12 protein-coding genes are annotated in these 12970 nt (G+C 43.3%); 1 reads left to right on the top strand and 11 read right to left on the bottom strand.

The genetic code is table 11. From position 1 onward, the window contains the following. Positions 1 to 21: 21 nt before the first annotated feature. The 8 genes from rplA to WC805_03510 form a co-directional block, all read right to left on the bottom strand. Positions 22 to 708, bottom strand: coding sequence for a 50S ribosomal protein L1 (gene rplA / locus WC805_03545; GenBank protein ID MFA5967550.1), 687 nt, complete (start codon positions 706 to 708; stop codon positions 22 to 24). Positions 709 to 982: 274 nt separating this feature from the next. Continuing rightward, complete coding sequence (gene rplK, locus WC805_03540) at positions 983 to 1405, bottom strand: 50S ribosomal protein L11 (protein ID MFA5967549.1); 423 nt, start codon at positions 1403 to 1405, stop codon at positions 983 to 985. Between the two features lie 49 nt (positions 1406 to 1454). Further along, entirely contained in the window at positions 1455 to 1985 is a 531-nt protein-coding gene (locus tag WC805_03535; protein ID MFA5967548.1) for a hypothetical protein, read from the bottom strand. 39 nt (positions 1986 to 2024) lie between these two features. Further along, on the bottom strand, positions 2025 to 2531 hold the full coding sequence (locus WC805_03530) for a hypothetical protein (protein MFA5967547.1): 507 nt from the start codon (positions 2529 to 2531) through the stop codon (positions 2025 to 2027). Positions 2532 to 2574: 43 nt separating this feature from the next. Next, positions 2575 to 4854, bottom strand: coding sequence for a heavy metal translocating P-type ATPase (locus WC805_03525; GenBank protein MFA5967546.1), 2280 nt, complete (start codon positions 4852 to 4854; stop codon positions 2575 to 2577). 20 nt (positions 4855 to 4874) lie between these two features. Further along, positions 4875 to 6236 carry a sulfite exporter TauE/SafE family protein gene (locus tag WC805_03520; GenBank protein MFA5967545.1) on the bottom strand — a complete coding sequence of 454 codons (1362 nt, stop codon included), beginning with the start codon at positions 6234 to 6236 and terminating at the stop codon, positions 4875 to 4877. A 146-nt stretch (positions 6237 to 6382) separates the two neighbouring features. After that, positions 6383 to 6685 (bottom strand): metal-sensing transcriptional repressor, encoded by a 303-nt coding sequence (locus WC805_03515; GenBank protein MFA5967544.1) that lies wholly within the window; start codon positions 6683 to 6685, stop codon positions 6383 to 6385. Positions 6686 to 6748: 63 nt separating this feature from the next. Then, positions 6749 to 7855 carry a reverse transcriptase/maturase family protein gene (locus WC805_03510; protein MFA5967543.1) on the bottom strand — a complete coding sequence of 369 codons (1107 nt, stop codon included), beginning with the start codon at positions 7853 to 7855 and terminating at the stop codon, positions 6749 to 6751. Positions 7856 to 7905: 50 nt separating this feature from the next. Here WC805_03510 and WC805_03505 point away from each other — a divergent pair, with 50 nt between their 5' ends. Beyond that, the gene (locus WC805_03505) at positions 7906 to 8274 is read left to right on the top strand and encodes a four helix bundle protein (GenBank protein ID MFA5967542.1); all 369 of its coding nucleotides are present in this window, start codon (positions 7906 to 7908) and stop codon (positions 8272 to 8274) included. Positions 8275 to 8743: 469 nt separating this feature from the next. Here WC805_03505 and WC805_03500 read toward each other — a convergent pair whose 3' ends face one another. The 3 genes from WC805_03500 to WC805_03490 form a co-directional block, all read right to left on the bottom strand. Continuing rightward, positions 8744 to 9430 (bottom strand): hypothetical protein, encoded by a 687-nt coding sequence (locus tag WC805_03500; GenBank protein MFA5967541.1) that lies wholly within the window; start codon positions 9428 to 9430, stop codon positions 8744 to 8746. A 522-nt stretch (positions 9431 to 9952) separates the two neighbouring features. Then, positions 9953 to 11161, bottom strand: a complete 1209-nt coding sequence (locus tag WC805_03495; GenBank protein MFA5967540.1) for a replication-associated recombination protein A — start codon at positions 11159 to 11161, stop codon at positions 9953 to 9955. A gap of 486 nt (positions 11162 to 11647) precedes the next feature. Then, positions 11648 to 12085: a hypothetical protein gene (locus tag WC805_03490; GenBank protein MFA5967539.1), complete on the bottom strand. Its 438-nt coding sequence runs from the start codon at positions 12083 to 12085 to the stop codon at positions 11648 to 11650. Between the last annotated feature and the right edge of the window lie 885 nt (positions 12086 to 12970).

The raw sequence follows: 12970 nt of genomic DNA, 5'->3' as shown, positions 1-12970 counted from the left end.
AACTTCATCTCAGGATTTTGTTTATAAACTCGATAAATCTATCTTAATGCCGGGGCCCATGGTCGAAGATAAACTCATCTTTTTAATGTAAATGCCTTTGGCGCTAGCTGGTTTGGCCACCATAATGGCTTTGTATAAAGTTGTGAAATTATTCGTCAACCCTTCTACGCCCAATGAGATTTTGCCAAAGCCTAAATGCACAATGGCATCCTTGTCTAACTTAAATTCAACTTTACCTTTTTTGAATTCCTCCACCGCCTTAGCCGGTGTAACTGTCACCGTACCGCTTTTGGGATTAGGCATCAAACCTTTTGTCCCTAATGTTTTACCTAACTGGCCAATCTTGGGCATCAAGTCCGGGGTGGCGATAGCTAAATCGAAACCTAACCAACCACCTTTGATCTTTTCGATCATATCTTCACTCCCCACAAAATCTGCACCCGCTTTTTTGGCGGCTGTCGCGTTTTCACCTTCGGCAAACACTAAAATTTTGACGGTTTTCCCAAGTCCAGCCGGCATCGCTACTACTCCGCGCAAATTCTGATCCGCTTTTTTCGGATCCAAGCCAGTTTGAATATGAGTTTCTACCGTTGCATCAAATTTAACTGGAGAAGTTTTAATTAACAAATCAATGGCTTCAGTAATAGGATAAAATTTACTTTTATCTACTAACTTAACCATTTCTAAATACTTTTTGCCCCGACCCATTTTGTTGATGGGAGCAGTTTTGCGTGCTTCTGTCCTTTTGGCACCCGAAGACTTAGGCGCGCCCGACTTCTTAGTGGTTTTCTTCTTTTCTACTGCCATGTTACCTCCTCGTGGTACAAACCCTAACCTCTTGGATTAGGTCCCACAAATTAATTATTAAACAAGCATTTAGGGATTAGCATTTAGCATATAGTGTTGGTATGCTTCGCATGATTTTAATTAGATTGTGCCGCAGACACGTTTTCCCTGGATGCTGGATGCTATCCTCTATATGCTATTCAGTATCGACGCCCATGCTTCTGGCTGTGCCTTCGACAATCTTGGCGGCCGCTTCAATATCGTTAGCGTTCAAATCGGACATTTTCTTTTCGGCGACTTCCCGCACTTGGGCTTTAGTTAGTTTGGCAACTTTTTCCTTATTCGGCTTGCCGGAACCCTTAGTCACACCAGCCGCTTTTTTAATCAGCTCCGACATCGGAGGCTGTTTCAAAATGAAGTCAAAACTGCGATCCTCATAGATAGTAATAATAGCGGGGATCACAGTATCACCCAATTCCCGGGTTCTTTCATTAAACTGATTGCAAAACTCCATAAGTTGGATACCGTGCGGACCCAGAGCCGTCCCTACAGGAGGTGCTGGATTAGCTTTGCCGGCGGGGCATTGCAATTTCACCTTAGCTTTAATCTTCTTTGCCATAAGGCATATTATTGATTAACTGGTTGTTTTTGTCAACCAGAGCAACAAATTACTCGCGGCAGCAATCAAGAGCTTTTTTGAGAATATCGCCCAGTTTGCCGAGAAAACCTTTTTTATCCGTGTCGGATTTATGTAAGGCACCTCCATCAATCTTCTTGATTTCCCCCACATCGATCAAATTCATATTGAGGCCCCAGAAGAGATTGTAGAGCTGATAGGATTTCTGGAATAGATCATAGGCCTCTTCTTTCCGTCCTAAGCTTAATTGTTTATTCCCCACCTCCAGTAAGCGCATGGAAGCCGCCAAGAGATGCTTGGAAATACACCAAATTTCCCCCTCCGGGTTTTTGACGATTTTCTCCATTAAACTTTTCCGCATTTCCCGAATCTCGCCAATAAAATCATAATATTTATTTTTGTCGGTTTTGGCGGCGGTAAAAAAGAAGTGTTCTTCCAAGCTCACTAGATTCATAATGGCAATGCTCAAATCCTGGTCGGAAGATAAATCCAACTTATTCTCCTTTTTCATCGCATCCACTTTGGCAACAAACTCATCTAAATTTTGAATTTTGTCAGTCATAATTTACTTACTTTGGTACTTACCTTGGTACTTACTTTACTACTTACTTAAAAAATAAAAAATCACACTGGCAATAATCAAACTGCTTAATATGATAACTGTGCGCTGAAATTGAAAATACGATTTGCCATTATTTCTGGTTTTCAGAGAGTAGTGTAGTTTGAGACCCAGCAAAACTATCAGCGTACCGATAGCCCCTCCTAATAATAACCTATCGATGCCCCATAAACGATTTAAAGGGTGCCCGATTTTCCCCAGCCACCAGAGCGGCCCCAACACAACCCAATAATAGCCAAAGAAAACTGCGGCCTGCCACCATTCAGGCAAACGCGGATAGCGCCGTTTTAACCAGGCTATCGTCCAGATGGCCAGCAGCGCCAGCAAACCACCGATCCAGATACCGGTCACACTATCATCCACTCCCAGATAGCGGGATATACCCAAACCAACTACCGCCCCGGCCGCACAGACCGGACAAAAAGCATGCGCTAAAAACGCCAATCCGCCGCTCACAGCCACAAATGGAACTGCCCATACTTTATTCATATCATAATTATTGCATAGTTTATATGAACGGAGCGGTCAGTCATTAAAATATTTTTTTGGCACGCAACCTCAAAGAATTCCCGACCACTGACACACTGCTGCCTGCCATCGCCAACCCGGCAAAAATTGGATTAAGAAATATCCCCCAAATGGGATACAGAGCCCCCGCAGCTATTGGGATGCCTACCACATTGTAAATAAATGCCCAGAATAAATTTTGTTTGATGGTAGTCATAGTTGCTTTTGCTAAGCTAATAGCTTGGATCAATTTTTGTAGATCGCCTTTAATCAAAGTGATTCCGGCTGACTCCATCGCTACATCGGTGCCGGTAGCCATTGCAATACCCACATCCGCTTGGACTAAGGCTGGAGCATCATTGATGCCATCTCCCACCATGGCAACTTTTATTCCTGCTGTCTGCAACTCTTTGATTTTTTGCGCTTTTTGTTGAGGCAGCACTCCGGCGATAACTTCATCAATATCAACTTGAGCGGCAATATATTTGGCGGCTAATTGATTATCGCCGGTCAACATAATCGCCTTAATGCCTTTTTTATGCAGACCATCGATAGCGGTTTTGGCGTTGTCTTTAATGGTATCGCTCAAAGCGATAAATCCTTGGATGTGGCCATCACTTTCCACAATAATTACCGTTTTGCCTTGGGCTTGCAGAAGATGAATTTCTGGAAGATCCGCTTCCGAGGGAGTTGGTTTGCGCACCATTACCATCACATTTTGCAACTTGGCCTGCACTCCTACCCCTTCCAAGGCTTTAAAATCAGTGGGGTCCTGCAAGGGTAAGGTTTGTTTATTAGCTTCTGCCACAATCGCTTGAGCTAAGGGATGTTCCGAATATCTCTCAATGCTACCAGCTAATATCAAAACATCATTCTCCGTTATAGTTTTATCTACAGGAACTATATCAGTTACTTCGGGACTGCCTTTGGTGATGGTACCAGTTTTATCAAAAACTACTACGCCAACAGTACTTAATTTCTCTAAGCTTTCTGCATTCTTGATCAAGATACCATGCTCCGCTCCCTTACCCACACCCACAATAATAGCCGTGGGGGTAGCGAGACCTAAAGCGCACGGACACGCAATAACCAAAATACCCACGAAGGCCATAATGCCAAACGATAACGCCGCCGAGAATCCCAAAAAGTATGTTCCGATAGTTAACCAAACTGCTAAAGCGAGTAGAGCGATAACTAAAACGGTCGGCACAAAGATACTGGAAATTTTATCAGCAATTTCTTGAATAGGCGCTTTGGAACCTTGGGCCTCTTCCACCATTTTAATGATCTGGGCCAACATCGTGTCCGATCCCACTTTAGTGGCCTTGAATTTAAAAGCCCCGTGCTTGTTAATGGTACCCCCGATCACTGCATCGCCAGCTTTTTTATCGACCGGTATCGGTTCTCCGGTCACCATGGCTTCGTCAATGGACGATTGGCCTTCTTGAATAATTCCATCTACTGGAATCTTTGTGCCGGGCTTGACTATCACCAGGTCACCAATTCTAACTTCGCTGATCGGAATTTCCATTTCCCCGCCATCTCGCCACACCAGCGCAGATTTGGCTTGTAAACCAATTAGTTTTTCAATCGCAGCGCCGGTTTTAATTTTAGATCTGGCTTCTAAGTATTTCCCTAAAGTTACGAAACCGATGACCACAATCGTGACATCAAAATAGGTATATTCGGGCAGTTTGAGCGCTTCTATGATTTGTGGGAATAAGGTGATGGCCGTGCTATAAGTATAGGCGGTGAGAGTACCGATACCGATTAGAGTATCCATATTAGCTACTCTGTATTTCACAAACCGGACCACCCCCTGAAGAAAAGCCGACCCCACCCAAAACACCATGACGGTCGCAATCACCAAAGCTACCATATTAAATACCTGCATTGGGATGGAAAGCGGCGGGACAACCGGAAAAATTTTGGCGAGAATATCCCAGATCATTACAACAAAAACCACCAGCGCCACCGGCAGAGAAAATTGGACTTTAATTTTTTGCTGCTCTAAACTGCGCAATTTGTCGGATTTGGATTGGTTCATTCCCGCATGATCCGCATGCTCATCGTAATTATGCACATGGCCACTGCTTTCATCAGCCGCCAACTCGTAACCAAGTTTTTTGATGGGCTCGTTCATCTCTTGGAGCGATATTTTATTCTCGTCAAAATCGATAGTGGCCGTTTCTGTGGCAAAGTTTGCCGTCACAGTTTTGACGCCGTCTAATCCGGCAATGGCTTTTTGAATGATGCTGGCGCAACTGGCACAATGCATGCCCTTGATGTTAAACCTCATTTCCATAATTACGATTTATTGGATTATTAATAAATAGCTTTGATGGTGCCCCAAGGCACTCCCATAGCGCAAGTGATCGGGAAAGTGTCTGATCGGCGGACAGTAAATTCCATCACCACAGTTTTGCCTTTGCGCATCAATTCGGGTTGATCCCATAATCCCGGAATTAAAATAGTGCTCATGCAACCGTAGACATCATCCTTCACTTCTATCTCCAGTCGCACCGGTTGGCCAACTTTGATAGTAAAAGAATTCGGGTTCAACCCTTTGGCGTCCGAATAAATTGCTTTAATCACTTGGGTGGTATCCGGTATCGGCAATGCGTTATTTCCTGATTGACCCTCCAAATTCTCAACAGCTCCCAGGTTGCTTATAAAATTTGATAGATATCGCACCAGGCCAAATTGAGTATTCAAATTAAATATAATAAAGAAAATAATTAGCAGCCCGGCCGTCTTTAAAAATGCTTCGGAAGATTTTTGATTACTCCCCAGTTTGACGCTGGAGGCCCCGATGGCCATTAGCGGTAACATCGTACCTAAAACAAAGAAAAACATAATCAACAATCCGCGCCATGGGGACCCGGATAAGATAGCCGCTCCTTCCGCAATAATTGTAAAACCGCAAGGAAGCAACACTGTCAAAAACCCAACAAACAAAGGATAGAACCAACCGCCCTTCCGCTCTCCTGCGTAAATTTTCCCAGTCAGGTTTTTAGGCAAAGCTATGCGCAATCGACTAAATGTTTTAACTCCCATCATCTGTAAGGCCAACAACAACATGAGTCCTGATACGGCCAACACGATTACAGCTGTAATAACTGGAGAGAATTGAATTCTTTCTCCCAGAAATCCCAGAGCCAGCCCTAAAAGACCATAAGAAATAATGCGTCCGACATTAAATAGAGTATGCGGAATCATTTTTGCAGTTAAGCTGGCAGAAGGGCTGTACATTTCCAGCCATTGTTTTGAGAGAGACAGTACCAGCCCGCCGATCAGGGCGGCACAACCGGAAATTCCCGCCAACAAACCAAAGATAAAGAATACTCCCAAAGAACTCTGGGAATTGACGCTGACAAAAGAAGCCAAACCTAATTTTATTACCAGAATAAAAATTGTAATAATCAGCCCGGCCCAGAGGATCGGCTTTAACCAATCCGAGCTTTCTTTAGGGAAAGGGTGGTCCGAAAAAACATATCCGTTTTCCCTGAATAATTCATTCAATTTCTCAAGACTCGGCCTGTCATGTTTGAAACCTATATTAACCTGCCCGTTGGTGAGAGTTGCATCCGCAAGTTCAACACTGGGGAAAGACAAGAGTTCTTTTTCAATTAAGATCTCACAGGAAGCGCAGTGCATACCTTTGACATAGTAGGTGTGTTTTTGCATATATAACTCTCTCTTTCTTATATATAATTTCTCGACTCCATCGCAGAAAGCGATTTCACTCGAAAAATAAAATTATTACTGTTCGAATGAAATGAGAACTATTATCCCCCGAGCGAATCCGCCAACTGGCGGAGAGGGGTTACTTCTTACTTATTAAACATCTTAGTAACACTCAGAATCTCTTCAATCATCTTTTCTTTCTTGGCCGTGCTGTTGGTTTGGATAGCGTTAGTAAAACAGCCCTTAAGATGATTCTCCATTAATTTGGCATGGGCGGATTTTAGGAGGCCGATTACAGCTAAGTTCTGTTGCATAATGTCGATACAATAATCCCCCCGCTCCACCATTTTGATAATATTTCCTAAATGGCTGTGGGCTTTTTTGAAACTCACCAAACTTTCCTGTTTTTTGTTCTCTGTTTGCATATGCGTAGTTTTAGAATATAACATACCTCCACCATAGGTATAGGTATATATTATCACGCTCCTGAAACCACGCCAACTTATTCTTAATCATTCGGAAAATCTTTGCAGTAAACAGCATACTAAATGATGGGTATCTGCATGCCTTAAATACCCCAAATAAGATGGCATGGTTACTGGGATTCGCTCTGGGCAATACTCTTTGAGATAGATTAATTTTTTGAAGATTCGTTTGACAGTTTTCTTTCTGGGAATGGCATAGTGAGGTAAGGCCACATAACCGACATAATCTATGCCCCAATTAAGTTTTCTTAAATATATCTTATTGGGATGGATATTCAGCTTGAGCTTAGCTTTCAGAAACCGATTTACTTCTATCAGATAACCCAGTAATTCATCCGGGTTATCAGACAGAAAGACAAAATCATCGGCATACCGGAGATAATGCTTGGCTTTCAAATGATGTTTAGCAAACTTATCCAGCGGGTCTAAATAAACATTAGCGAATAACTGTGAGGTGAGATTTCCCAATGGCATACCCCTGCTTTCTGCGTCATCCTGGCTTGTCCAGGATCGTATAGATTGATTATTATACGATTCTGGAGTCGCCTTTAGAGGCTCCCCAGAATGACGAGAAATAAATTCAGCATGACAGACAGAAAAGCTCTGAATAATATTTTCCAATAACTCTAATAATTTCTTATCCTCAATTCTCTCGCGCAATAAGCCCATTAGTATTTCATGGTCTATGCTGTCAAAGAACTTGCGGATATCCAGCTTGAGGGCAAAACAGGGGTGGGTATAATTCTTGCTTATCTTTCTGGAGACATTCTCTAGTTTAGTAAACGCCTTATGAGTGCCTTTGTTATTCCGGCAGGAATAACTGTCATAGATAAAAGTTTTATCCCAAATTGGATATAGGACTCGGTAAATTGCCCTATGAAGCAATCTGTCTCTAACACTTGCCTTATGAATGTTTCGGGGTTTAGGATCGGATATCTTAAATGGGCTATAAGCTGAATGGCGATAGTCGCCAGATTCTAAATCTCGGTGCAATTCAATAATATTAGCCATCAAGTCTCTTTGGAACTGTTGCACATCTTTTCTTGAATGTTTGTCTACCGCAAACTCCTGCCAAGCTCCAAGCAGGTTTTCAAGTGAGATAATATTTTCATAATATCCTTTAGAAATTTTCATATGGCAAGTAAAGATATCCACACACACACACACACACACACACACTTCTGTTGCCGGTATTACAAAAGCTGAAGGATGCTTACATCCTCTGGCACGGCTATCATAACACCTTGCCTAAAACCCATCGGTACTCTTTGGGGATAAAGGTGGATAACTTATTTACTGCCATAATTGAGGCGGTAGCTGAAGCAGGTTTTCTTCCGCGCACTGAGAAAGCTCCTTATGTAAAATTGGCAATTCGTAAACTGGATACCATCAAGGTGTTTTTAATGATTCTCTGGGAAACTGAATCATTAGATGGCAAAAAGTATATAGCCCTGTCCACGCCTCTGGATGAAATCGGCAAAATGCTGGGAGGTTGGTTAGGCCAACTCAACAAACAAAACTCTCCCGGATGCCCAGGAGAGAAACAAAGATAGTAGCGACGGCAGAAGACCCACCGGTTATCGGCATTCCAGAAGTTGTCGGGGTTGTCATAGTTGTAGTTCAACCACAGGTCGTTGTCATCGTGTTCAACGTTGAAGATGTTCGGATCGCCATTGGAATCCACGTCGTGAAAGATATTATCCTTTGTCACCACTCCTTGATCCACCCAACTAGCGGCAGGATTTTAGAGTTGTATTTTATGCGGCATCTTCAATGCCTGAATATCTTTCACCAAGTATCTTCATTTTTTGAAGTTTCTGCATGCAACCTCTATTCCAAACCTTGGTCGAGAATATTCTCATTGCATGGATACTGGGTTCGGCCGCCAACAACCGTGATCGCTGGCATTATTTGCCTAATTCCATATTTAGTTTACCAGATACAGAAAACCCGCGTTCTTGCGAACGCGGGTAAGAGTCAAGTTCAAAGGGCCCAAAAGGGCAAAGAGCAAAGTGCCAAGAGTTACTTGCGACGGCAGAAGACCCACCGGTCATCGGCATGCCAGAAGTGGTCGGGGACGTCAAAGTAGTAGTCCAACCACAGGCCGCTGCCATCGCGCTCAACGCTGAAGAGGCCCGGACCGCCATTGGAATCCACGATGGGTTCCATGGCGATGCGTAACCACTCGCCATTGGGCTGGTCACTGTATTGCTTGCGCAATTCAGGTCCTGCCCATGCCGGGCAAAGACTGCCAACTTTTCGGATGGCATCAAAGATCTCAGTAGTAGTAGCTGTGTCTTTGCCAGTCAGTTCCTTGGTAGTAGCTAACATCAGTTCGACGCTGTTGACATCGAATCCTGCCATAAAGGCCAGTTTGTTCATGATGTCTCTGGCCCAGTTACCGATCTTGTATCCGCCCGATTCGAGTGCGGAGATGTAACTCTTCGCATCGTTGCAGGTTCGTTGCAGAACCTTCCATGCCGGACGCTCGATGATCGGCAGATGCAGGGCCTGCTCGTCGGCCAGTTCGTCGAAGATCTCCCAGAGCCGTTTGACAAAGCCAGGATGGCCTTTCGCAAGATTGGCCTTGGCTGTTCCACCTGGATACTTCCGAGTGGCGTCTTCAATCATGCGATCCAAATGGATAGCAAGACCTTCACTGACGGTATTTTCCTTGTCAGCTGGATTAGAGGTAGGCTGATGTGTCATCAGGTAGTCTCCCTTATCACCTTGTTTAGGTGCTGGTGGTTTGATTTAGTTGTTTGGAACAACTCCACCTTATACTTTTAACTTACCACAAAATCCGCTCCCAGTCAAGAGTTTTCAGCTCCCAGACCTGATTTTTAACGGATCAACGCGTTGAGCCGTTGAAACTCTACATAAGACATGAAATACAACGACCGTTGTATTTCATGTCTGTGGAAGTTCAATAGATTTTTCCTGCTAAGCCATTGGAGGAGGGATGTGCTGAAATGAGGAAAATCTCTGTGGGTGAGGCCATGTTTGACCCCTCACTAATTATGCCAAAGCAAATTAGTGAGGGGGAGTTTGGCCTGTTAACACCCAGAGATTTTGCCATTGAATAATCCCGACGACTTGGCCGTCCACACGGCACTACCACTTTGGACCTGCCTACCGGCAGGCAGGCGAGCAAAGTGGTAGCGAAAGAATTGGGTTGCTTTGGAAAGCAACAGATCCTTCGACTTCGCTCAGGATGACAGAAAAAGAGAGTTATTCTTTGAAGTATTTGCGGGCTTTGAGCTCTTCGGGCAAATACGATAAATCGGTTTGGCCTTCCATGGGAGTGTATTTATAATCTTTGCCGTAATTGAGTTCTTTCATTAATTTAGTTGGCGCATTCCGGATATGAAGTGGCACTGGCAAATTACCAAATTGTTCCACATCGCGTTTAGCTAATCCATATGCCTGATAAGCCACAATGTTTTTCTTAGCTTTAGCTAAATAAATGACTAATTGAGTTAAATGGACCGAGCATTCTGGCATCCCCAGTTTTTGACATACTTCAAACACATTATTAGCTAAAACCACCGCAAAATTATCTGCCAGTCCCACATCTTCGGAGGCAAACCTGACCAGTCGCCGAGCGACATACAAGGGGTCTTCCCCCGCTTCCAGCATCCTAGTCAGCCAATACAGCGAAGCATGGGCATCCCCACCTCGGAGCGATTTATGCAGAGCCGAAATAATATTGTAATGTTCTTCACCGTCCTTGTCGTACATCAGGTGCATTTTTTGTAGGACTTGTTTGACTAGTTCAAGCGTAATCGGTTGATGTTGCTCCGCACAAACTTCTAAAGTATTTAACGCCATGCGCGCATCACCATTAGCTAAGCGAGCTATCAAATCCAAGCTGTCATCATTAATTTCTATCTTAGTATCACCGAGACCCTTAGTTTTGTCTGCAATGGCATGATTTAAAATTTGCTTAATGGCCTCCTTGTCTAATTTTTGCAACACTAGCACCCGGGTGCGAGAAATCAAAGCTGAATTAATTTCGAAACTAGGATTTTCGGTGGTCGCACCAATTAGAGTTACTGTACCTTTTTCGACATACGGCAATAATGCATCTTGCTGGGCTTTATTCCAGCGATGAATTTCGTCAATAAACAAAATGGTCTTTTTACCTAGACGCTGATTGTATTCAGCTTGTTCAAAAATAAACCGAAGATCTTTTAGGCCACTATTAACTGCTGATAATTTTACAAACTCGGCATGAGTTTGTTGAGAGATAATATACGCCAAAGTAGTTTTGCCACTCCCCGGCGGGCCCCAGAGAATCATTGATGGCACATTGTCGGCTTTAATAGCTTCCCGCAAAAAAGATTTATCCCCGACTAATTCTTCCTGACCAAAAAACCCCTCCAGCGTGGCTGGGCGCATCCGATCGGCTAGAGGTGTGGCAAAAACAGCAGTCTTCATAACTGTCTATTATAATACTTCAGGGGTTGCTTAAATTGATACAGCCAAGCGACGATGTCCATCCTGCGTTTCATCTCATTGGGAATAGATCATTAGTCTCTCCCAATATAGATAGCGCTACGAAGGACAGCCTACGCTTTTGTTCTATTTATAATGGCTGGTACAACCAGCCGAAGCTACTAAATGTAGCGTAGGCTGGAGCCCACGAGCAGACTTGAACTGCTGACCTACTCCTTCATTTATACCTCTCCTTAGATATTATCGCCATATACGAGAGGATTAGACTGTATCTTAGACATTTCCCTCACGAGATGATGCCTCCCTTGTCAGTCGTTCGGGCGATTTTACCGCCACGGTCTTAATTAGGCACTAATCTTTAACCGTTATTCGGGATTCACTAACAAATTTCTTTGCTAGTGGGCAGAGAGTGAATGCTCTACCATGGAGTTGCTCTACCAGCTGAGCTACGTGGGCCTGACTACAATACTAATTTAACATACTCATCAACAAGTTTTTTAATTTCTTATTGTGGAAGTAAACCGTTAAAACACCATACTTAGATTTCTTTTTATAACTACCTACCCCTCTAGTTGGGGTTACTATTACTTTTGGCAAGAACTGTTGTCTGGGAAACCCGATGATCTTAACCCAGTAATTTAATGCTGTTCCAGGATCAGTATCAGAGAAAATCTGCAACCCAAATCTTAACTTATCCGGGTTAACTTGGCAAATCTTAATTAAGAAATCTATATATTTATTAATTAAGCTCGAATCTGTGTTGCCCAATCTGACTGAATTCTTATCCGCTTTATTGCCCTCACCCCAATATAATCCTAATCCCATGCCTAACAATTTAACTCCTTCTAAGGTGCTGGGATAAGAAAACCGAAAAGGATCACCCCCCGGATTACGTTTAAGATACATAGCATCACTTATATTCCTTTTGGGAACACCATATTTTTTGAACCAATAGTTTATTTTGTTTTCAGAGCAATTAAAATGCCTGGCTATAGCAGAAACAGAGTATCCTTTTTTAATATATAAGTCCGATAATCCGGGTTTAGAAAAAATCATACTTTGATAATTTATAAATTCATTATAGGTTATTAAGATAATAACTCCAAGTATAGATATTGCTCTGTTATAAAAAGTTAAAGAAAAACTCCCCCGTTTTTATTCAGGGGAGCAGAATATTTTCGAACATTAATCTCGCTTGCCATACCAATGTGTGCCTTCCAGGTTATGTGATCTAACCTATGGGCATACTCTTCTGCTGGATGGCATTAAGCTCGTTATTGCCGCTTTCTTTTGTGCGACAGTACTCGCCTAGTGAGGATGTTCCGCCGGCTTTTCTCTTCGCCGTAGTAGCTTTCTTGGTTGTCGAGTGCAGGTGGGCCGTTCTGACTAACTTCTCGAAATTGGTTGTTAGTGAAGAAGTACCATCTGGTGATCCACGCCGTGGATTCATGTTCGATTATTCCTCCTTTTTTGCCGTATTTATTCGTTCCTTCGCACAACCGTCCTGAAATTTGATCGATTTTTACGTAGAAATCGTGAAGTACACCCTCTCTCGTTCCGGCTATTAAGCAGGGAATCACGAGGGAAAAGAACATGCCTCTCTACCAACACTACCGACACTTAGGTCGTCCGCATTTCCTTCTCCTTTCATTTAACGAGGGTTTCTCGTTACTCTGCGCAGTTCGGCCTTACGTGTTGTTCACTAATACTAAATGTCTCATGATGTAAGCACTCCTTTCCGCAACAAGAAAAGACCCATGCCCCTTCCTGTGCGAGATTTGATATTTCAAG

The organism is Patescibacteria group bacterium, from assembly GCA_041659905.1.
Lineage (GTDB): Bacteria > Patescibacteriota > Kazan-3B-28 > Kazan-3B-28 > UBA10110 > UBA10110.
Note: the sequence above shows the minus strand (reverse complement) of the source record. Positions and strands in the feature narration are given on the sequence as shown.